This window comes from Oerskovia sp. NPDC060287, from assembly GCF_042726775.1.
GTDB classification, from domain to species: domain Bacteria; phylum Actinomycetota; class Actinomycetes; order Actinomycetales; family Cellulomonadaceae; genus Oerskovia; species Oerskovia merdavium.
Window position 1 is genome coordinate 1 of record NZ_JBHXBO010000046.1, and the last position, 22,967, is coordinate 22,967.

Genomic DNA, 22,967 nt, shown 5'->3' on the forward strand with positions numbered 1-22,967 from the left:
CGTTACTGGCAGTAGCGCCAGGGGGAGTTCTCCCCATCCAGTGGATGTCATCGTCGTGACCTCTTGTGGTTATCCTTCTACCCGCGACGGGTAGGGGCACCTGGCAGGAGGGGCTCTGGGGACACCTGGTTGCAGCACTCAGCATCCTCGGAGGATCTGTGACCTTCCTATCCCGTCTGTACGACAGGCGTCGCTCTGTGGCGTCCGTGAGCACGGTGTCCATCTTCTCGACCGCGCTGGTCGCCTTCGCGATCACGTACGACGGTCAAGCCACGGCAGACGTGGAGCTCAACGACTCCGGCGTGTGGGTGACCCGCACGTCGGGTGGCGCGCTGGGGCGGTTCAACTTCGAGTCCCAGGCACTGGACGGGTCGCTGCTGGCCTCGTCGGCCTCGTTCGACGTCCTGCAGAACGCGGGCAAGGTGCTGCTCGTCGACGACGGCGCAGGTTCCGTGAGCCCCGTCGACGTGGCGCGGCTCAAGCTCGACGGGACGGTCCGTCCGCCGACGGGCGCTGAGGTCGCCCTGGGAGGTTCCACGGTGGCCGTCCTCGACGGCGAGGAGGGCCTGCTGTGGGTGGTCCCGTTCGCGGGGGTCGCGTCGTTCGACGCGGAGAACCTCGAGCCGACCGCCGAGGTCGGCGGTGAGGGCGTCGTCCAGGTCGCCCAGGACGGCACGGTGTTCGTCGTCGTCCCGGCCACGGGTGAGCTGACCAAGGTCACGACGACGGCGACCGGGACGGTCGAGGAGGTCACCACGTCCACGGTGCCGGTCGGCAAGGGCGACGAGGTCGAGCTCACGACCGTGGGGTCGGAGCCGGTCGTGCTCAACCGCACGCAGTCTCAGCTGGTTCTTCCGGGGGGCAAGACGCTGGCGCTCGAAGGGGCGTCGGACGGACGCCTGCAGCAGCCGGGGGCCAAGACGCCGGACGTCGCGGTCGCGACGAGCACCGGCCTGGTCCTGGCGCCCCTCGACGGTGGCGACGCGGTGACGCGCGCGGCGTCGGGCCTGCCGGCGGCGCCCGTGCAGCTGGGTGGATGCACGTACGGCGCGTGGTCGCAGTCGGGTCAGGTCATCCGTGACTGTGCGGGGACCGACCTGGACATCGACAAGCGGCTCGACGGGGTGGATCCCCAGAACCGCCTGGAGTACCGGGTCAACCGCAAGGCGATCGTGCTCAACGACCTGTCGGCGGGCACGCTCTGGATGGCGGCCGACGAGTACGAGAAGGTCGACGACTGGGAGCTCGTCCTCCCGGAGCAGGCCGAGGGCGAGGAGTCCGAGGCGGACCTGAGCACCCCGGAGCAGGTCGACCAGTTCGTGCTCGACCGTTCTCAGCCCAACCAGCCGCCCTTGCCGGTCGACGACACGTTCGGCGTACGGCCCGGGCGCACGACCCTGCTGCCGGTGCTGGGCAACGACGTCGACCCCGACGGGGACGTCATGACGGCTTCGCTCGTGGGCGAGGGGCCGCGCGACGCGCAGGTGCAGACGGTGCTGGGAGGCGCCGCGCTCCAGGCCGTCGTCCCGGAGGACGTCGAGGCGGGGACGTCCTCGTTCCGCTACTCGGTGTCCGACGGTCGTGGCGGGGTCGCCGAGGCCGGGGTCGAGCTGAGGGTCTCGCCCTGGGGCGAGAACGCCGCGCCCGAGCAGACGGGCGAGCCGGTGCTGGTCGTCGAGTCCGGCAAGACCGCCGAGATCAAGGTCCTGCCGTTCTTCCGTGACCCCGACGGTGACGACCTGTACCTCGCGGCTGCGTCGGTGACGTCGGCCGGCGACGAGGTGCGCTCACGCCCGGACGGCTCGGTCGAGTTCCGTGACGGCGGTGGGTCGACCGGCCGGAAGATCGTCAAGATCATGGTGGCCGACGGCCAGGGCGAGGTCTTCGAGGGGGTCCTGAACGTCGACGTGTCGGGGGCCGGGCAGCTCGCGCCGGTCGCCGTCGCGGACCATGTGGTCGTGCCCGCGGGCCAGCCCGTGACGGTCGAGCCGTTGCTGAACGACTACGACGCGAACGGGGACGAGCTGCGCCTGGTCGACGTGACGCAGTCCGCGCCCGCGCAGATCACGCCCAACTTCGACGCGGGGACGTTCCAGTTCTTCTCGAACGAGCCGCGGTCGTACGACCTGACGTACCAGGTCTCGGACGGTCCCAACGCGACGACGGGGCTCGTGCGCGTCGACGTCCTGCCGGCCTCGGCGGCCGAGGGGCCGCCCATCGTGGTCTCCGACACCGCGCTGCTCCCCTCGGGGGGCAAGACGCTGGTCGACGTGCTCGCGAACGACACCGACCCTGCGGGTGGGGTGCTCGTGGTGCAGTCGGTGAGCGTCCCCGACGAGGCGGGGATCTCTGTCGCGGTGCTGGCCCACCAGATGCTGCGGATCACCGAGGTGCGCCGGCTGGACGCGCCGGTCACGATCGAGTACACGGTCTCCAACGGCACGCAGACCACGACCGGTCAGGTGCGGGTCATCCCGGTCCCGGCACCGGTCAAGCTGCAGCCGCCGAACGCGGCCGCCGACGAGGCGACCGTGCGGGTCGGTGACGTGGTCACGATCCCCGTGCTCAAGAACGACACGCACCCCGACGGTCTGGAGCTGTTCCTGCAGGACGAGCTCGAGCAGGGGGTGGCCCCCGAGCAGGGCGAGATCTTCGCGTCAGAGGGGCAGCTGCGGTTCAAGGCCGGCCCCGAGGCGGGCACCGCGTATGCGATCTACCGCGTGCGGGACAAGAACGGCCAGGAGGACTCGGCCCAGGTCACGATCCACATCCGTGACGGCGAGGAGAACTCCCCGCCGCAGCCGCTACCTGTGCAGATGCGCGTGCTGTCCGGCGCGAGCGTCCGGGTCGCGGTGCCGCTGGACGGGATCGACCCCGACGGCGACTCCGTCCAGCTGACGGGCATCGCGTCCGCGCCGAGCAAGGGCACCGCGAAGGTCGAGGACGGGTTCCTGGTCTACGAGGCGTCGAAGGACGCTACCGGGTCGGACACGTTCACGTACTCGGTCCAGGACGCGCGCGGCGAGATCGCGGTGGGCACCGTGCAGGTCGGGATCTCCCGTCCGCCGGCCGCGAACCAGCCGCCGGTCGCGATCGACGACGTGGTGACCGTCCGTCCGGACCGCACGGTCTCGGTGGCCGCGCTGGCCAACGACACCGATCCCGACGGCGACCAGATCGCGCTGCGTCCTGCGGGCCTGGAGGCACCGAAGGAGCTCGACGCGCAGGTCGTGCAGGACCGGGTGGTCCTGACCAGCCCCGCCGAGGCGGGCGCTACGTCGTTCTACTACGGGATCGAGGACGCGTTCGGCGCGCGGGCCGCGGCCTCGATCACGGTGAACGTCGACCAGGACGCCCCGTTGCTCGCGCCGATCGCACGGGACGACACGGTCCCGATGGACTCGATCCTCGGCAAGACCAGCGTCAAGGTCGCGGTCCTGGACAACGACGACGACCCCGACGGGGCCGCGTCCGAGCTCACGGTCACGACCCAGACGCTCGGCGTCACGGTGTCCGCGGACGGCGTCCTGACCGTGCCGCTGACCGAGGAGCGGCAGGTCCTGACCTACACGGTCACCGACGTCGACGGGTTGACGTCCCGGGCGTTCGTCAAGGTCCCAGGCCTGACCGAGCAGATCCCTCAGCTGCGGCCGGGGATCGCGCCGCTCGAGGTCCACGCGGGCGAGTCCCTGCCCGTGGACATCACCGACTACGTCCTGGTCCTGGAAGGACGCACCCCTCGCCTGACCGAGGAGTCGAAGGTCTCGGCGCTCGAGGGAACGGTCGCCGTCACCGATGCCACGAACGTGGTCTACACCCCCCGGGTGGACTACGCGGGGCCGTCCACGCTGTCGTTCGAGGTCACGGACGGCACGGGACCGGACGACCCCGAGGGGCACAAGGCACTGCTCGCGCTGCCGATCCTGGTCCTTGCGCCCAAGAACCTTCCCCCGGTCCTGTCGGCGTCGAACGTCGACGTCGCCGCCGGGGACGAGGGCAGCGTCGACCTGGCCCGGTTCGTCGAGGACCCGGACGGGGACCCCGTGACGTTCACCGCGGGCGCGACCCCCACCGGGATCTCGGTCGCGATCAGCGGGACGACGGCAACCGTCAGGGCCGCCCCCGAGATCACCAAGGGCACCGTGCTGAACGTCCCGATCACCGTGACCGACGGCGAGCACCCGCCCGTCGAGGGAACCCTCGCGGTCAAGGTCGTGGCATCGACCCGGCCGTTGGCCAAGGCGAACGAGGACACGGTCGACAAGGCCCACCAGGGCAAGGACGTCCCGGTCAGGGTCCTCGCCAACGACTCCAACCCCTTCCCCGAGACCCCGCTCAAGCTCGTCGACGCCCTGGTCGAGACCGGCAACGGATCGGCGACGGTCTCCGGCGACCAGGTCGTGGTCACCCCGGACAAGACGTTCGTCGGGGTCATGGTCGTGCGCTACCGCGTCCAGGACGCCACGAACGACCCCGACCGCCAGGTCGAGGGGCGCATCCAGGTCACCGTCCAGGGGCGCCCGGAGACTCCTGCCAAGCCCACGGTCGAGGAGGTCCGCTCCAAGACCGTGGTCCTGACGTGGGACCCGCCCGTCAACAACGGTGCCGAGATCACGGGCTACACCGTCAGGTCGACCAACGGGTACACCAAGGCGTGCGCGACCACGACCTGCACCCTGGACGGCCTGACCAACAACGTCGTCTACAACTTCACCGTCGTCGCGACCAACGAGGTCGGTGACTCCGACCCGTCCGCGCCCTCCGAGGACGCGCGTCCCGACGAGAAGCCCAACCGCCCGGCGCCACCGACGCTCGCGTTCGGCGACACCTCGATCAAGCTCACCTGGGTCAACGAGACGTACACCGACCGGTCCCCGATCAGCTGCGTCAACATCCGCATCTCGGGACCTGGCGGAGGGACCGACCGCACGTGCGTGACCGGTACCTCGTACGAGTGGACCGGGCTGCAGAACGGCGGCTCCTACACCTTCGAGATCCAGGCGGTGAACGCTGCACCGGACCCGTCCGAGTGGTCCGGAGCCTCGGCGCCCGAGATCCCGGCGGGCAAGCCCGCGGCTCCGGCGAAGCCGGGTGCGACGCGCACGTCGCTCGGGTCCTCGTCCCAGATGAAGATCGTGTGGGCGGCACCGGCCGACAACGGCGGACCGATCACCGGTTACACGGTCGAGGCGCTGCGTGGAGGTGCAGTGGTGTCGTCGACCAAGGTCGCCGCGACCACCGCCACCATGGGTGTGCCGGCGGACAGCACCGACTACACGTTCAGGGTCAAGGCGCACAACAAGGCCACGGACAAGTTCGGCGAGGCGGCCTTCAGCCCGGAGTCCAACCCGCAGCGTGCGTTCGCGGCGCCTGGCGCGGTAGCGGGTCTGACGGCCACGGCGACCGGCGCCAACGGGACCGTCCAGCTCGCGTTCGCCAACGTGACCGCCGCCGGGGCGCGTGACGGCGAGATCAGCTACGAGTGGAGCCAGAACGGCACCTCGGGCTGGGCCGCTCTCGGGGCGAACAAGGTCGTCAGCGGCCTGAACAACGGGACGGGCTACGACTTCTACGTCCGTGCGGTGGTCAAGGCCGACGGCGGTCGCGGTGACGGCCCTGCCTCGAACAGGGCCACGGCGAACCCGTACGGCCCGATCCCGGCGCCCAGCGTGAGCGCCTCGGGAGGGAACCAGACCGTCGGCTTCAGCTGGAGCACCTCGGGCAACGGGCGCACCTACACGACCACGGTCACGGGTGCCGTCTCGAGCGGAGCTGCGAGCGGGAGCGTCAACGTCGCGGCAGGCTACTCCGACCGCAAAGAGATCTGTGTCACCGTCAAGGACACCGAGGGGCAGACCGCCTCGAGGTGCGCGGCTGCGACCTCGGACGCCAAGCCGGCCCGTGACATCTGGACCGAACGGGGCAGCCGGGTGAGCAACAACGACTGCAACGACCCTGCGTGCGCCTACCTCGTGCTCCGCATCCGCAACGCGGAGCCCAACACGCCGTTCAGCACGCAGTGCTGGTCGAGCTATGGGGGCAACCACGCGTTCAGCCCCTCGAGCGGCGGGTTCTCCAGCACTGCGCTCAACGGCGCGTCGCAGCGGACCGACGCGAACGGCAACTGGGACGGCACCATGTGGTGCTTCCACGGGAACGCCGGGACGACGATCTGGGTCAAGACGAACGTCTGGGGCGACTCCAGAGCAGCGATCTGGTGACCCCCCGCAGGACCCGCGCCCTACCGACCGCACGACAGAGACCACGAGGAACCTCCCGATGACCACCATGACCCCCGAGCAGGCCGCCTGGTTCGCTCAGACCTTCGACCGTCTGGTCACCAACGTGGGACAGGCAGTGCTGGGCAAGCCGCACGTCGTGCGCCTGGTCCTCACGTGCATGCTGTCCGAGGGGCACATCCTCCTCGAGGACGCGCCCGGAACGGGCAAGACCTCGCTGGCGCGCGCGCTGGCCGCGAGCGTCCAGGGCACGCAGAACCGCATCCAGTTCACGCCGGACCTGCTGCCCTCCGACGTCACGGGCGTGACGATCTACGACCAGAAGACCGCGAAGTTCGAGTTCCACCAGGGCCCGATCTTCGCGTCGATCGTCCTCGCGGACGAGATCAACCGCGCCTCGCCCAAGACGCAGTCCGCGCTCCTGGAGGTCATGGAGGAGGGGCAGATCACGGTCGACGGCGTGACCCACTCGGTGGGCCGGCCGTTCATGGTCATCGCGACGCAGAACCCGATCGAGCAGGCGGGTACCTACCGCCTGCCCGAGGCGCAGCTCGACCGCTTCCTCATGAAGACGTCGCTCGGGTACCCGGACCATGCGGCCACGGTCGAGATCCTGCAGGGGGCCTCGGTGCGTGACCGCAGCGCGGCCCTGCAGGCGCTCATCACCACGCAGGCGGTCGCCGAGATGGCCGACCTCGCCGCGGGTGTCCACGTCGACGGCGCCGTGCTCGAGTACATCTCGCGGCTGGCCGAGGAGACCCGCAACGCGGCCGAGTGCCGCGTCGGGGTCTCGGTGCGCGGGGCGCTCGCGCTCGTCCGTTGCGCCAAGGTGTGGGCTGCGGCGCACGGCCGCAACTACGTCCTGCCGGACGACATCAAGGAGCTCGCACAGCCTGCCTGGGCGCACCGGCTCGTGCTCGACCCCGAGGCCGAGTTCGCCGGGGCGACCAACGAGGGCGTGCTCGCGCGTCTCCTGGCCGACGTCGCGGCACCTCAGGAACGCCGGTCGGCCTGACCTGATGACCACGACCGAGACCCCCGTCGCCGCAGGCGGCACTCCCGACCCCGCTCCTGGTCGGACGCCCCAGGGCCTGCCGAACGCCCAGGGCGCCACGGGCGTGCCCGGTGCCCCCGCCGCACCGGACGAAGCTCCCCGGCGCGCCCGGACCCCGTGGAGCCGCCCGGCGCGCCCGACCACGGGGAGGGCTGCGCCCGCGCGCCCGGCGCGCGCGACGCCGTCGGGCAGGGGAGAGGGCCCGGTGGCGCGCCTGCGCGGGCTCCTCACCCCTGTGACGACACCCGTCGCGGAGGCGCTCGCCCCCGTGGTCTCGGTCGTGAGCCCGTTCGGGTGGGCGGTCCTGGTCGGGACGGTCGCGGCGTGGTGGGCCGGCCTGCTGTTCTCGTGGGTCGAGCTGATCGTGGTCGCGGTCGTCCTGACGGTCGCGCTCCTCGCAGCCGTCGCGTTCGTGCGCGGGACGTTCAAGTACACGGTCGACCTGGACCTCGGGCAGCAGCGCGTCACGGTCGGTGACCGCGCGGTCGGCCGGCTCGAGGTGAGCAACCAGTCGTCGCGCCCCCTCCTGCCCGCCGTGATGGAGCTGCCCGTGGGTGCGGGCGTGGCCTCGTTCCCGGTCCCGCGTCTGCGCACCGGGGCGAGCCACGAGGAGATCTTCACGATCCCGACGCACCGCCGCTCGGTCATCCCCGTGGGCCCCGTGCGCTCGGTCCGCGCCGACCCGCTGGGGCTGCTGCGCCGCGAGGTCGTCTGGACCGACCCCGAGGAGCTGTTCGTCCACCCGCGCACCAAGAACCTGTCGGGCTCCTCGACGGGCTTCCTGCGCGACCTCGAGGGCCGGGTGACCCAGGACATCTCCAACTCGGACGTGTCGTTCCACGCGCTGCGCGACTACGTCCCGGGCGACGACCGTCGTCACATCCACTGGAAGACGACGGCCCGCACGGGCCAGCTCATGGTCCGCCAGTTCGAGGAGACGCGGCGCTCACACCTCGCGGTGATCCTGTCCACGCGCACCGAGGACTACGGCCACCCCGACGAGTTCGAGCTCGCGGTCAGCTCGTGCGGCTCGCTCGGGCTCCAGGCCATCAAGGAGGACCGTGGCCTCACGGTCCTCGTCAACGACGGCAGCCTGCGCGGGGACAACCGTGTGCGGCTCCTCGACGACCTCGCGCGCGTCGAGACCCGCGAGCTGCGCACGAGCCTCGTCGACGTCGCGCGCGTCGCGACCGCGAGCGTCACGGACGCCTCGGTCGTCGCGCTCGTGGTCGGCAGCTCGGTCACACCCACGGAGCTGCGCGCGGCCTCGGCCCGCCTGCCGCAGGACGTCCGGGTCATGGCGATCCAGTGCGTCCCGGGCGCCAAGGTCAGCCGCCACCGGATCGCCGAGCTCGTCGTGCTCACCATCGGGGAGCTGGGCGACCTTCCCCTCGCGCTGCGGAGGCTGAACGACTGATGTCCCAGAACGACACCCGGGGGCGGGTTGCCGGTGCTCCCGCCTGGCAGGGCCGGCCCGCGGGTCACACCACAGGCTCGACAGCGACGGGTACCCGCTCGAACGGGACGACGTCCCGAGCCCCGCGTGGCACGCGGGCTCCGCGGGCCCTCACGGGCTCGGGCGCCCTCGACGCGATCGCGCTCGTCGTGATGCTCGGCGCGGCGATCGTGGGGTTCGGTCCGGCGTGGGGCTCGACCGCGTACCTGCTCCCCGCCGTCGGCGGCATGGTCCTGGGCCTCGGCGTCGCATGGCTCGGCGCCTGGCGCCGCTGGGGCACGCTCAGCGTCACCGCGGCCGCGGTCCTCGTCTACGTGCTTCTCGGCGGTCCCTTCGCGCTGCCCGGCACCACGGTCGCCGGGGTCCTGCCGACCCTCGACACGTTCCGTGGCCTGCTGCTCGGTGCGGTGACGGGCTGGAAGGAGATCGTCACCTCGGTCCCGCCGCTCCAGTCGTTCCCGGAGCTGGGTGGAGTCCCGTTCCTCCTGCTCTTCATCGCGTCCATCGTCGCGGGCACGCTCGCGTGGCGGGTCCGCGACGCCCAGTGGGCGCTCGTCCCCGTCGCGCTGACGTTCGTCGCGGTGATCCTCGTGGGCACGGTCGAGCCCGCGCTGCCCGTGGTCCAGGGCCTCGTCCTGGTCGTCGTGGGTCTGCTGTGGGGCGCGTGGCGAGCGACCGAGGCGCGGCTCGGGGAGCACCAGGTCACGACCGAGGCGAGCCTCGCGGCGACCCGGCGCCTGCGCTGGCACCGCGCCCGGGGCGGCGCCGCGATGCTCGCGCTCGGCGGGGTCGCGGCGGTCCTGCTCGTCCCCGTGCTCACCCCTGACACCGAGCGCACGGTCCTGCGGGAGAACGTCGTCCCGCCGCTCGAGCTGCACGAGTACGTCAGCCCGCTCGCGTCGTTCCGCAAGTACGCCAAGGAGATGACCGAGGACGAGCTGTTCACGGTCGAGGGCCTGCCTGCGGGTGCCCGCGTCCGCCTCGCGACGCTCGACGCGTACAACGGCGTCGTCTACGACGTCTCGAGCGGTGGGGCCGGGTCCGGGTCGGGGGTCTTCACCCGTGCCGGCGACCAGATCGCCACGGTCGCCAAGGGCACGCCGACCGAGGTCACGGTCACGATCGGCGCCTACCGGGGCGTGTGGGTGCCCGACGTCGGGTCGCTTGCCGGGATCGTCTACCAGGGCGAGCGGGCCGAGGCCCTGGGCTCGACCACCTACTACAACTCGACCACGGCGACCGGGGTCACGACGGCGGGGCTGCGCCCGGGCGACTCGTTCCGCCTCGACGCGCTCGTGGCGCCCGCCCCGTCGGCCGAGGACCTGCAGTCCTCGCGGGTCCTCGACGAGAAGCTCCCGCGCTCGATCAACGTCCCCGACTCGGTCGCAGGCAAGGCCGCGCAGTTCATGGCCGAGGAGACGGACCCCGTCGTCCAGCTCGAGAACCTCAAGACCGGTCTCGTCGCGAGCGGCATCTTCTCGAGCGGTCTCGAGACACAGCTCCCCTCGCGCCCCGGGCACTCGGCCGAGCGCATCGACACGCTGCTCGCCGACGACGAGATGGTCGGTGACGACGAGCAGTTCGCGGTCGCGCTCGCCCTCATGGCGCAGTCCGCGGGGATCCCGGCGCGCGTCGTCATGGGCTTCTACCCGCCCGAGACCTGGGAGGAGGGCACGCCGTTCGTCGCCACGGGCGCCGACGTCCACGCCTGGGTCGAGGTGCCGTTCGAGGGCTACGGGTGGGTGCCGGTCGACGCCATCCCGGAGGAGGACAACAAGATCGAGCCCGAGCCCAAGAGCGACCAGGTGCCCAAGCCCCCGGTCCTCGAGGACCCGGAGCCGCCCGAGGAGCCCGCGGACGCCGAGGCCGGCACGGTCGACGACGAAGAGAAGAAGGACGATGCCGAGTCGTCCGGCTTCGACTGGGGTCAGGCCGCGCTCGTCGCGGTCGCGGTCACGGTGCCGCTGATCCTGCTCGCGCTCCCCCTGCTCCTGATCGTGGCCTTCAAGTCGCGGCGGCGGAAGCGGCGGCGCGAGGCCGAGCGGCCCGTCGACCGGATCAGCGGTGGCTGGCGTGAGGTGCTCGACGCCGCGACGGACCTGGGTGCGCCCGTCGCGGGTGGTGCGACGCGCCGGGAGGGCGCGGGCGCACTGTCCGAGTCGTTCCCCGCAGCCGCGGCACCGACGGTCACGCTCGCTCGGACGGCCGACGCCCAGGTGTTCGGGACCGGCGACCCGAGCCCGCAGGAGATCGAGTCGTTCTGGACCGAGGTCGACGCGGTGCTGACCGGGATGCGGTCCACCCTGCCGCGCGGGCAGCGACTTCGCGCCGCGGTGTCGCTACGATCCCTGCGGGGCGCGCGGAGGTCCTGGCTCCCGGCCAGGTTCCGTCCCTCTCGACAGCCCGTCCGGTGGGCGCGTACGCCGGCGCCGGGTCCCGTCACGAAGCCAGGAGACAAGTGATGTCCGAGACGACGACCTGCAGCGCCTGCGGCACGACGCAGGCCGCAGGGTCCGCGTTCTGCGCGGTCTGCGGGACGAGGTTCCCGCGCACCGGCAGCCCGTACGGGGCGGGTCCCGCGCAGGCGCCCGGGCCGGACCCCGTGTCGGAGCCCGCCCTCGGGGTCACGACCGAGCGCGAGGTCGCGGCCATGACCCAGCGCGCGCACGGCTTCCCCGCGGGTCCCGGACAGCCCGCCGCGCCCGCGGTCCTGGGCGCGCCGTCCGCGGACGTCGCCGGCGTCGGCCGTCGCCTCGTCGCGTTCCTCGTCGACTGCACCGTGATCGGTGTGGTGGCCGGAGGGGTTGCGCTCGGCGGGCTGACCGCGGTCGGTGTCCCGCTCACGGGAGGCATGACCGTGGCGACGCAGGCCCAGGCGGAGGAGCTGCTCGGGCAGGTGACGCTCGTGTGGGCCGTGACCGGTGCCCTGGCGCTCGTCTACTGGCTCGCCGTCTGGTTCTGGGAAGGGCGGACGGGTCGGACGATCGGCAACCTCCTCCTGGGGCTGCGCACCGTCCGGGTCGAGGACCGCTCGCCCGTGGGCTTCGGCCGTGCCGCGCTGCGCTGGATCGTGGTCGGGCTCGGGGCGATCGCGTGCGGCGTCGGGGAGTTCCTCGTGGTGCTCTCGCCGGCCTTCGACAAGTCCGGCCTGGGGCAGGGCTGGCAGGACAAGGCGGCCAAGACCGTGGTCCTCGACGTCCGGGCGGTGGGGCCGTCCGCGGCGGCGGGAGCGCTCGCGCCCGCGGGGACGTTCGCGGCGATGCCCCCGGCTCCGGGCGGTCCGTCGGCCCAGCACGTGTCGGCCCCGCCCGCCGGGTACGCGGCTCCGACCGCCACGCCGGTCCAGTACTCGCCGACCCCGCCTGCGGGCTACGCGGCGCCGGTCGCGCCCGGGTATCCCGGTGCCCCGCAGCAGGCTCCGGTCGTGCCCGACCCGTGGGCGTTCAGCGCGGCTCCGGCGCCCCAGGCGGGCGCCCAGGACGGCCTGATCACGGGAGTCCCGGGAGCACCGGGCGCCTCGGTGCCCGGGGGAGCCCCTGCCCAGGTCGCGCCTTCCGCTCCCGCGGAGGCTCCGTCGTCGGGCGGGGTGCTTCCAGGCCCGACGCCGCAGCCTCCCACGCCCTACGGCGCGCCTTCCGCCGCGCCCCAGCAGGCGCCTGCCGGTCCGCCGGTCCCCGCTGTGCAGGTCGCCCCCGCTGGGCCTGTGGTCCCCGTGGTGACCACCACGGCCGCCGACGAGGACCCCGACTGGGACAGCACCCGGTTCAGCGTGGCCGAGGTCCGCCGGGACGCCCCGGCCGGGTTCGTGCTCGAGCTCGAGACGGGCCGTCGTGTCACCGTGACGGGCTCCGCGCTGATCGGACGCAACCCGCAGGCGACCGGTGAGGGCCCCGTGGTCCTGGTCGCCGTCGAGGACCCGACCCGCTCGGTCTCCAAGACCCACGCCGAGATGGGGGTCGACGCCGGCGGAATCTGGCTCGTCGACCGCGGGTCGACCAACGGGACCGTCCTGACCCGACCCGGCAGCGCCCCCCAGGTGCTCGAGGCGGGTGTCCGCGCCGCCGTGACCGTGGGCGCCGTGGTCCAGGTCGGTGACCGCCGTCTCACGGTGCACCCGGGTGGTGCCGCGTGAGCGCGAGCACGACCGGGGTGCACCTCGCCTGGGGTGCGAGCTCCCACCGCGGTGCCCGCCGGCTCCTCAACGAGGACCGCTTCCTCGCGGACCGGTCGGTCTTCTTCGTGGCCGACGGCATGGGAGGCCATGACGCGGGCGAGGTCGCGAGCGCCGCGGCGATCGACGCCCTGCGCCCTCTCGGCGCACTCGGCACCGTCGGACCCGAGGACGTCCGTGCACGGTTGGGCGTCGCCCAGGACGACGTGCGGGCGATCAGCACAGAGCCTGGCCGGGGGGCCGGGACGACCGTGACGGGGGTCGTCGTGGCCGAGCAGGACGGCATCCCGTACTGGCTCGTGGTGAACATCGGCGACTCGCGGACGTACCGGATGTCCCACGGCGTCCTCGAGCAGCTCAGCGTCGACCACTCGGAGGTCCAGGAGATGGTGGACGCGGGCATGCTCACCGCGATCCAAGCGCTCACGCACCCACGGCGTCACGTCGTGACGCGAGCCGTCGGGGCTGCGCTCCCGCCCGAACCGGACTTCTGCTGGATCCCCATCGAGGCGAGGGACCGCATGCTGGTCTGCTCCGACGGCCTGACGGGTGAGCTGTCGGACGAGCGGATCGCCGAGATCCTCCTGGCCCAGCCGGACCCTCAGTGCGCAGCCGACCTGCTGGTCAACGAGGCCATCGTGGCCGGAGGCCGGGATAACATCACCGTGGTCGTCGTCGACGCGACCGGGGCGTGGCAGGACTCCGACGACGGGTCCACGACCCCCCGGGACGCCCTGGGCTACACGGACGAGGACACCTTGCCGCGCGAGATCCACTTGCAGATGGGGGACAGGTCGTGAGACTGCGCTACGACACGGGGAGCGCGTTCGGGTTCGTGCGCGGAGGCGCGATCGTCGTCCTGCCCGACGGTGCGACGAGCGAGCTCGTCCGCGCCCTGTGGGAACGCCTCGACGCCTCGGGCGACGCGGAGACCGAGGTCATCGAGGTCATCCAGCTGTTGACGGTCGTCCTGGGCGCGACGCTGCGCACCATGCCGTCGTTCGCGGTCGCGGTGGTCTCCGGGCAGCGGGTCCAGGTCGCGGTGCGCGGCGAGGTCTCGGTCACCCTGCGCACCCCCACCGAGAGGGTCCACGTGGACGGGGACGACGTCTCGACGTGGTCCGAACGCACCGTGGAGGGCGTCGAGGCGGTCTCGGTGCAGCTCGGCGTCGACCCGCTGGCGGACCTCGAGGCCGTGGCGGGACAGGTCGCCCTCGTCGGGCTGCCCTTGCGGGAGGGCGTCGTGCTGGCGTCCAGGATCGTGCAGGACCTCGTGGAGGTTCCGGCAGCTCCGGTCGCCGAGCCCTCGACGGCGCAGCTCCCCGAGGTCGCCGACGCTCCGGTGCGCGTCCCCGCGCTCCCGTCGCTCGACGCGCTCGCCTGGGGACCCCCGGCCGCTGCACCTGCCGCCGAGCCGGCGCAGACCAGCGCGGTGGTCACGGGCCCGACCGCCCTGCCCGACGGCCCGGCGGACGCGCTCGATCATGGCCAGGACGAGGCGTCCGAGGAGACGATCGCACCGGAGGCCACGGTCGCCCCCGAGGCCACGATCGTCCCGGACCTCGAGGGACCTGCCCCGACGGACGGCGCCGGAGTGGGCGTCGACCCCGTGCCCGCGCCGCCGTCCGAGACGGAGAGCGAGGCCGAGACGGGCTACGGCCATCTCTGGGAGTCGACCGTCCTGCGGACGGTCGAGGAAGCCGCGATCCGGGTGGACGAGGACGGGCACGAGGAGAGCGAGGGCAGCCCTGCGGCCCCCGCCCCGTTCGTCGCCCCGGCACCAGAGGCGTCGACGGACTCCGGCCCGTCCTCGGACGACGAGCCGGATGCCGCCATGATCGCGGGTGTCCCGCGTGAGTGGACGGGGGCGACCCCGGCGGCGGCAGCCCGTGCCTTCGACGTCGACGTCGCGCACGAACAGAGCCTCGCCGTGCCGGCCCCGAGCCTCGCGGCGGACGCCGACGACCATGACGGCCACACGGTCTTCTCGTCGGTCATCGCGGACCTCCGTGCGCAGGTCGGCGGTGCGGGGACGCCTCCGTTCCCCGCCTCGACCCCCGCTGCCGAGGTGCCCCCTGCGCCACCGGCCGCAGTCGGGCCGACCTTCTCGCCGCCGCCCGCTCCCGGGGCGCAGCAGATCCTCGCGCGCGTGTGCCGCGAAGAGCACGCCAACCCCGCGTCGCGCGACACGTGCGGTCGCTGCGGAGCTCCGCTCGACGGTGACGCGCACCTGGTCACGCGCCCGTCGCTCGGCCGCTTCACGTTGTCCAACGGTCAGGTCGTCGAGCTCGACCGTCCCGTGGTCCTGGGCCGCAGGCCCCGGACCACGCGCGCGCAGAGCAACGACCTGCCCCGGCTCGTGGCCGTCCCCAGCCCTGAGCAGGACATCTCGCGCTCGCACGTCGAGATCCAGCTCGAGGGCTGGCACGTCCTGGTGTGCGACCTCAACACGACCAACGGCACCACGGTCCTGCGCCCCGGCCAGCCGCCACGCCGCCTGCACCCCGGTGAGCCCATGATGGTCGCGTCCCACGACGTCGTCGACGTCGGCGACGGCGTGACGTTCGTCTTCGAAGGACTGCTATGAGCTCCAAGCGCGCCCCGTCGCCGCCGCCCCTGATCGACGGGTACGAGTACGTCTCGGTCGTCGGCTCCGGCGGCTTCTCCGACGTCTTCCTGTACCAGCAGCAGCGTCCGCGGCGGCGCGTCGCGATCAAGGTCCTGCTGCACGAGTGGTCGAGCGAGTCCCAGCGCGCGGCGTTCGACGTCGAGGCCGACCTCATGGCGACGCTGTCGACCCACCCGTCGATCGTGACGATGTACGAGGCGAGCGTCGCGTCCGACGGCCGGCCCTACCTCGCGATGGAGTACTGCTCGCGGCCCAACCTCGGCGCGCGCTACCGGACCGAGCGGCTCAGCGTGGCCGAGGTCCTGCGGATCGCCGTCCAGATCGCCGGCGCGGTCGAGACCGCGCACCGGGCCGGGATCCTGCACCGCGACATCAAGCCTGCGAACATCCTGGTCACCGAGTACGGGCACCCGGCGCTCACGGACTTCGGCATCTCCTCGACGCTCGACGACGCGTCCCGGGCCGAGGGCATGTCCATCCCGTGGTCGCCCCCCGAGTCGTTCGCCGAGAACCCGTGGGCGGGCAAGGAGACCGACGTCTGGGCGCTGGCCGCCACGACCTACACACTGCTGGCCGGGCGCGCGCCGTTCGAGCTTCCCGGCGGGTCCAACTCGAGCGCGAGCCTCATCACCCGCATCGAGTCGACGCCGCTGCTGCCCACGGGACGCACCGACGTCCCGGCGTCGCTCGAGCGGGTGCTCGGCACGGCGATGGCCAAGAACCCCGCGTCGCGCTACCCGAGCATGCTCGCGTTCGCGCGTGCGCTCCAGCAGGTCCAGAACGAGCTGTCGTACGCCGTCACCCCGATCGACGTCCTCGACGACTCGGGCCTCACGCAGGAGGACGAGCCCGACGACGACGGCGGCACGCGGCTGCGCGCGATCGTCTCGATCGACCCTCGGGGAGTCCCGGGCGGAACGTCCGGCTCGCACCCGTCGGGCGGCCGGACCACGACGAACGGGACGACCCCCGTCTACCGGCAGGACCCGTCGCAGCTTCCGTACGCCCCCGTGACCTCGAGCGGGCGTGCGCAGCTCGCGACCGGGACGCAGTCCGCGGGCCAGTACGGCACCCCGGTGGGTTCGGTCGCGGCACCGCAGGCGCCGGCGCAGCCCACCTCCTACCAGCAGGCGCCCGCGCTCCCGACCCACGTGCCGCCGTCGGGCGGGGGGTTCGTCCCACAGCGGCCCGCGCCGAGCGGCGCCAGACAGCACACGGGGGCCTGGGGTCCGCCCGTGGACGACACGGTGCACCGCGTCGGCGTCGAGGCCCCCCTGGACCCCGGGCCGTCCGCGGCCCCCGCGCCCAGGCGGCAGGTCTGGCCGCTCCTGGTCGCCGCAGGTGTCCTGGTGCTCGTGGTGGTCGGGATCTTCGTCCTCCTCAACCCGCCCGGTGGCGGCTCGGCGGACGCGGACGACCGGCCGGGCGCCGAGGACACCGAGGCAGCCGATGCGGGCGACCTCCCGAACGACAACCTCGGCGACATCGTGCAGCCCGTCACGACCGTGACGTCCGGGTACATGGACGACCTGGGCCAGGTGGCCTTCAAGATCGAGTACCCCGAGGGGTGGCAGGAGGGCGACATGTTCTCGATCCGTCGGGTCGAGGACCCGACGGCCGACGAGAAGCCCGAGGAGGTGTCCTTCAACGTGGTGAGGTACGAGGCGACAAAGGGCGAGAAGGTCTGCATCGAGATCACGGTCAAGCGCGACGGAAGACCGTCCAAGCCCTTCACGAAGTGCGAGCCGGAATGAGCGACCTCGCGATCGAGTTCTGCGGCGAGTGGTTCCGCCCCGTGCCCGGGGAGGAGTTCGACATCGGGCGCGACGGCGACCTCGAGATCGAGGACAACCCCTACCTGCACCGACGCTTCCTGCGGATCACGCACGAGAACGGGATCTGGTGGCTCGCGAACGTGGGCTCGCTCATCTCCGCGACCATCTGCGACGCGGGCGGGGGAGTGCAGTCCTGGCTGTCGCCGGGCAACAGGCTCCCGCTCGTCTTCGCCTCGACCTCGATCGTCTTCACCGCGGGCCCCACGACCTACGAGGTCATGGTCCAGCTCGCGGGCGCCCCGTACCAGGAGATCCGCTCGGAGGAGCCAGCCGACGGCGCGACCACGATCGGCATGACGAGCTTCACGGTCAGCCAGAAGCAGCTCATGGTCGCGCTCGCGGAGCCCATGCTCCGTCGGGACGGGACAGGACTCTCGGAGATCCCGACCTCGGCGGACGCCGCGCGTCGGCTCGGATGGGCCACGACGCGGTTCAACCGCAAGCTCGACAACGTGTGCGACAAGCTCGACCGGATCGGAGTCAAGGGCCTGCGTGGAGGTCCGGGCGCGCTCGCCACGAACCGGCGCGCTCGCCTCGTCGAGTACGCGGTCGCGTCGCGGCTCGTGACCTCCGACGACCTCTCCCTGCTCGACCTGCCGAGCGACTGACCACCGGGACACGTTCCCCCCCGACCGTCCCGGCGCTCGCGCCGGTCTGACCGAGGACCTCTCCTGTGCGCATCAAGCTGACCCTGCACCGCCCGGACTCGACCCTGACCAACGTCGCGGTCACGGCCGACGCCACGGCGACCGTGCGCGACATCGCCGAGGCGCTCTACTCGGGCGACCCCGTGCGCGCCGGTGCGGTCGCCCCGGACCGGCTCACGCTCCAGGTCGACGACGCGTCGAGCGCGTCCCAGGGCCGGGTCCTGTCCCCGACGAGCGACCTGATCGAGGCGGGGCTGCGGTCCGGGGCGACGGTCTCGATCGTCCGCGTCTCGGAGCAGTTCGAGGCCCCCGGTCAGGACCGGGGTCCGGCCGCCGCCGTGCTGCGCGTGCTCTCGGGCCCGGACGCGGGCAGGGAGTTCCCGCTGCCCGTGGGCACGAGCTATCTCGGTCGTGACCGTGACATGGACGTCCGGCTCGACGACCCGCTCGTGTCCAAGCGGCACGCGCGGCTGACCGTCGGGGAGTCCATCGAGATCGTCGACACCAACTCGGCCAACGGCCTGGTCATGGGCGGCGAGCGCATGGCGCGTGCGACCCTCACCTCGGCCGACACGGTGGACGTCGGCGGCTCGGTCGTCGCGGTCGTGGCGCTGCAGCGCAGCGGCAGCCTCGCCCCGACGAGCCCGATCGTCGAGTTCAACCGGTCCCCGCGCGTCGTGGCCCGCTTCCCCGAGCGGACGCTCAAGGCCCCCAAGCCGCCGCAGCCCCTCCAGCCTGCGCGCTTCCCGTGGCTGGCCATGGCTGCTCCGCTGGTCATGGGTGTCGTGCTCTGGATGGTCCGCAAGGACTTCATGTCGGTCGTCTTCATCGCGCTGAGCCCCATCCTGATGATCGGCAACTACGTCGACCAGAAGGTCCAGGCCAAGCGACGGTTCAAGGCGCAGGTCGAGCAGTTCACGGCCTCGGTCGCGGCCATGCGCGAGACCATCGAGCGGACCCATGCGGTCGAGCGTGCCGTGCGGCTCGCCGAGACGCCGTCGGTCGCCGACACGGTGGACGCCGTACGACGTCTCGGCGCCCTGCTCTGGACCCACCGGCCCGAGCACCAGGCCTTCCTGAGCGTGCGGATCGGCCTCGGACGAGGGGTCTCTCGCGTCCAGCTCGACGACCTGGGCAACAACGACACGCTGCCGGTCTACTGGCAGGAGCTCGAGAAGCTGCAGGCCGAGTGCTCCCACATCGACGGCGTGCCCGTGGTCGCGCACCTGCGGTCGAGCGGTGGCCTGGGCATCACGGGGCCCGCCGGGACGGTCGACGGCGTGGGGCGCGGGATCCTGGTCCAGCTCGTCGCGCTCCACTCTCCCGCCGAGCTCGTCGTCGCCGCGCTCACGTCGCCCCGGTCGCGGGTCGACTGGGAGTGGCTCGAGTGGCTGCCCCACACGGGTTCGCCGCACAGCCCCCTCGCCGGTGACCACCTCGCGGACAACCCCGGCGCCGGTGCGTCGCTCCTGTCGCGGCTCGAGGACCTGGTCGAGTCGCGCGGCGCGGACCTGGGCGAGCGCGCCCGGGACCGTGGCGGCGTCGACCCTGCCAAGGAGCTCGACGACCTCGAGGCGCCGGTGCTGCCGACCGTCGTCGTGCTCGTCGAGGACGATGCCCCCGTGGACCGGTCCCGCACGACCCGTCTCGCAGAGCGAGGCGCGGACGTGGGGGTGCACGTCGTGTGGATCGCCCCGACCGTGGAGCAGCTGCCCGCCGCGTGCCGCACGTTCGTCCTGACGGGCGACGGGGGAGCGACGTCGGGCGAGGTCCGCGTCGGTCGCCTCACCTTCCCCGTGACGTGCGAGCAGGTGGACCTCGCGACCGCGCACGAACTGGCGCGCGCGCTGGCCCCCGTGGTCGACGTCGGCGCACCGATCGACGACGACTCGGACCTCCCGCGCTCGGTGTCGTTCGTGTCGCTCGCGGGCCAGGCGCTCCTGAGCGACCCCGACGCCCTGGTCGAGCGCTGGCGCGAGAACCACTCGTTGACCGTGCGTGACGGGTCGCCGCCCGTGCGCCGCAAGTCCGACGCGACCCTGCACGCGCTCGTCGGGCACTCGGGCACCGAGCCGCTCCACCTCGACCTGCGCACCCAGGGCCCGCACGCGCTCGTCGGCGGGACCACGGGCGCCGGCAAGTCCGAGTTCCTCCAGTCGTGGGTGCTGGGCATGGCCGCCGCGCACAGCCCCGACCGGGTCACGTTCCTGTTCGTCGACTACAAGGGCGGGGCGGCGTTCGCGGACTGCGTGAACCTGCCGCACACCGTGGGCCTCGTGACCGACCTCTCGCCCCACCTGGTGCGTCGGGCGCTCACGTCGCTGCGCGCCGAGCTGCGGTACCGGGAGCACCTGCTCAACCGGAAGAAGGCCAAGGACCTCGTCTCGCTCGAGCGCACGGGCGACCCCGAGGCGCCGCCGAGCCTGCTGATCGTCGTCGACGAGTTCGCGGCCCTGGTCAACGAGGTCCCGGAGTTCGTCGACGGGGTCGTCGACGTCGCCCAGCGCGGGCGCTCGCTCGGGCTGCACCTCATCCTCGCGACCCAGCGACCAGCGGGGGTCATCAAGGACAACCTGCGGGCCAACACGAACCTCCGGGTGGCGCTGCGCATGGCCGACGAGGCCGACTCGACCGACATCCTGGGCATCCCGCTCGCTGCGCACTTCGACCCGTCGATCCCTGGCCGGGGTGCGGTCAAGACCGGGCCCGGGCGGATCACCCCGTTCCAGACGGGGTACGCGGGCGGGTGGACGACCGACCGGCCCCAGCGTCCTCGGCTCGACGTCGAGGAGATGTCCTTCGGGACGGGCACCTCGTGGGAGATCCCGGCCCCCGACGTCGAGGAGGTCACCGACCCAGGCCCGAACGACATCGCCCGGGCCGTGGCGACGATCGCGCGCGCGGCCCAGGGCGCGGCCGTCCCGGCCCCTCGCAAGCCGTGGCTCGACGAGCTCGCCCGGACCTACGACCTGGCGCTCCTGCCCAACCCGCGCACCGACGAGCTGCTCCTCCTGGGCGTCGTCGACGACCCGGCGTCGCAGAAGCAGCCGACCGTCTTCTACGAGCCCGACCGCGACGGGAACATGGCGATCTTCGGCACCGGCGGCTCGGGCAAGAGCGCCACCCTGCGGTCGATCGCGGTCTCGGCCGCGATCACGGCCCGTGGCGGCCCGGTCCAGGTCTACGCGATCGACTGCGGGGCCAGCGGCCTGCGGATGCTCGAGGACCTGCCACACGTCGGCGCTGTCATCGCGGGCGACGACGCCGAGCGTGTGACCCGTGTCCTGCGGATGCTGCGCGGGATCGTCGACGACCGCTCGGTGCGGTACGCGGCCGTGCGCGCAGGCACGATCGGGGAGTACCGGTCCCTGGCCGGTGCCCCGCAGGAACCCCGCATCCTGCTCCTCGTCGACGGGATCGGCGCGTTCCGCGACGAGTACGACCTCAAGGCCACGCCGTGGTTCCCCGTGTGGGCCGCCTTCTCCCAGCTCGCGACCGACGGGCGTCAGGTGGGCGTGCACGTGATCATCACCGGGGACCGGCCGAGCGCCGTGCCCACCTCGCTGGGCAGCACGATCCAGCGCCGGCTCGTGCTGCGCCTCGCGAACCCCGACGACTACCTGATGGTCGGGGTGCCTCGCGACGTCCTGACCCCGGCCTCGCCGCCCGGTCGGGGCGTCCTCGCGGGCAACGAGGTCCAGGTCGCCGTCCTGGGTGGGGACGCCAACGTCTCGATCCAGTCGCGCGAGATCAGCAGGCTGCGCGACGCGATGGTGCGCAACGGGGTCCCGCAGGCTCCGTCGATCGAGAAGCTCCCCGACTCGATCCCGCTCTCGTCGCTGCCCGCGTCGGTGGGCGGCGCGCCGGTCATCGGTCTCGACGATCTCGACATCGCCCCGGTCACGTTGCCCGAGCGCGGCACGTTCCTGCTGGGCGGCCCGCCCGTCGGCGGCCGGACGACCGCGCTCGTGACGATCGCCCAGGCGGTCCGGCGCGCGCGTCCCGGGACACGGATCGTGTACTTCTCGCCCCGCCCGACGCCCATCTCGGCGCTGCCCGTGTGGGACACCGCCGCGACGAGCCCCGAGGAGATCGTCCCCGTCGTCGAGTCGATCAAGGCGCAGGCCGAGGGAGGACAGCTCGGCCGTGGTGACCTCGTCCTGGTGGTCGAGAACCTCACCGAGCTCACGGGCACGCCCGCGGAGTCCGTCCTCGACAAGCTCGTCCAGGTCCTCGTCCGGACCGACCAGCTCGTGGTCGGCGAGTCCGAGAGCTCGACGTGGAGCCAGGCGTGGACCTTGGCGAAGCCGTTCAAGGCGGGCCGGAGCGGGCTGATCCTGACTCCCGGGGACACCGACGGAGACATCCTCCTCGGCACGTCGCTGGGGCGGATCCGTCGCGCGGAGTTCCCGGCCGGACGAGGATTCCTCGTCGTGTCCGGGCGCTCGCGGAAGGTGCAGATCGCCCTTCCGGAGTAGCCCTTCACCCATGGGGAGCTGTCCCCATGTACGAGGGAAGAACGACATGGTTGAGTACTCCGTGTCGAGAACATGACGAGGTCGCCCGCAGGGGGTGGCCCTGAAAGAAGGAGCAGCACATGAGCAACTACTGGGGCCTCAATGTCGAGCAGGTCAAGCAGCTCTCGACCGAGCTCATCCAGGCCGCCTCGGACGTCGACGCCATCAAGTCGAAGCTCACGGGCAAGCTGGACTCCGTCGAGTGGAACGGCCCGGACGCCACCGCGTTCCGCTCGGACTGGTCGGGTCAGCACGTGACGGCCCTCCAGACCGTCATCACGGCACTCAACGAGGCCGGCGCCAAGGCGCAGGCGAACGCGCTCGCGCAGGAGGCCACCTCCAACGCTTCCTGATCCTCGAGGACGCGCGCCGAAGGGGCGGACGAGAGGGCGCAGGATCTTCGGGTCCTGTGCCTCTCG

11 protein-coding genes are annotated in these 22,967 nt (G+C 72.5%); all 11 read left to right on the forward strand.

All coding sequences use genetic code 11. The features are described from left to right. Window positions 1-206 precede the first annotated feature (206 nt). The 11 genes from ACFWFR_RS06265 to ACFWFR_RS06315 all read left to right on the forward strand — a co-directional run bounded on the left by ACFWFR_RS06265 (window position 207) and on the right by ACFWFR_RS06315 (window position 22,901). Window positions 207-6,221, forward strand: a complete 6,015-nt coding sequence (locus tag ACFWFR_RS06265) for an Ig-like domain-containing protein (protein ID WP_377621883.1) — start codon at window positions 207-209, stop codon at window positions 6,219-6,221. A gap of 58 nt (window positions 6,222-6,279) precedes the next feature. Further along, window positions 6,280-7,254: an AAA family ATPase gene (locus ACFWFR_RS06270; RefSeq protein ID WP_377621885.1), complete on the forward strand. Its 975-nt coding sequence runs from the start codon at window positions 6,280-6,282 to the stop codon at window positions 7,252-7,254. Between the two features lie 4 nt (window positions 7,255-7,258). Further along, on the forward strand, window positions 7,259-8,710 hold the full coding sequence (locus tag ACFWFR_RS06275) for a DUF58 domain-containing protein (RefSeq protein WP_377621887.1): 1,452 nt from the start codon (window positions 7,259-7,261) through the stop codon (window positions 8,708-8,710). Then, on the forward strand, window positions 8,710-11,211 hold the full coding sequence (locus ACFWFR_RS06280; RefSeq protein WP_377621888.1) for a transglutaminaseTgpA domain-containing protein: 2,502 nt from the start codon (window positions 8,710-8,712) through the stop codon (window positions 11,209-11,211). Before ACFWFR_RS06275 ends, ACFWFR_RS06280 begins: the two co-directional genes overlap by 1 nt. Continuing rightward, window positions 11,211-12,881: an RDD family protein gene (locus ACFWFR_RS06285; RefSeq protein ID WP_377621890.1), complete on the forward strand. Its 1,671-nt coding sequence runs from the start codon at window positions 11,211-11,213 to the stop codon at window positions 12,879-12,881. Before ACFWFR_RS06280 ends, ACFWFR_RS06285 begins: the two co-directional genes overlap by 1 nt. After that, entirely contained in the window at window positions 12,878-13,720 is an 843-nt protein-coding gene (locus ACFWFR_RS06290; protein ID WP_377621891.1) for a PP2C family protein-serine/threonine phosphatase, read from the forward strand. The genes ACFWFR_RS06285 and ACFWFR_RS06290 overlap by 4 nt, the downstream gene beginning before the upstream one ends. Continuing rightward, complete coding sequence (locus ACFWFR_RS06295; protein WP_377621893.1) at window positions 13,717-15,507, forward strand: FHA domain-containing protein; 1,791 nt, start codon at window positions 13,717-13,719, stop codon at window positions 15,505-15,507. Before ACFWFR_RS06290 ends, ACFWFR_RS06295 begins: the two co-directional genes overlap by 4 nt. Beyond that, window positions 15,504-17,303: a protein kinase gene (locus ACFWFR_RS06300; RefSeq protein ID WP_377621895.1), complete on the forward strand. Its 1,800-nt coding sequence runs from the start codon at window positions 15,504-15,506 to the stop codon at window positions 17,301-17,303. The genes ACFWFR_RS06295 and ACFWFR_RS06300 overlap by 4 nt, the downstream gene beginning before the upstream one ends. Then, window positions 17,300-17,992 carry a hypothetical protein gene (locus ACFWFR_RS06305; protein WP_191804597.1) on the forward strand — a complete coding sequence of 231 codons (693 nt, stop codon included), beginning with the start codon at window positions 17,300-17,302 and terminating at the stop codon, window positions 17,990-17,992. Before ACFWFR_RS06300 ends, ACFWFR_RS06305 begins: the two co-directional genes overlap by 4 nt. 65 nt (window positions 17,993-18,057) lie before the next feature. Continuing rightward, window positions 18,058-22,509: an FtsK/SpoIIIE domain-containing protein gene (locus ACFWFR_RS06310; RefSeq protein WP_377621896.1), complete on the forward strand. Its 4,452-nt coding sequence runs from the start codon at window positions 18,058-18,060 to the stop codon at window positions 22,507-22,509. Window positions 22,510-22,628: 119 nt separating this feature from the next. Continuing rightward, window positions 22,629-22,901, forward strand: a complete 273-nt coding sequence (locus ACFWFR_RS06315) for a WXG100 family type VII secretion target (protein ID WP_191804601.1) — start codon at window positions 22,629-22,631, stop codon at window positions 22,899-22,901. The last annotated feature ends 66 nt before the right edge of the window (window positions 22,902-22,967 follow it).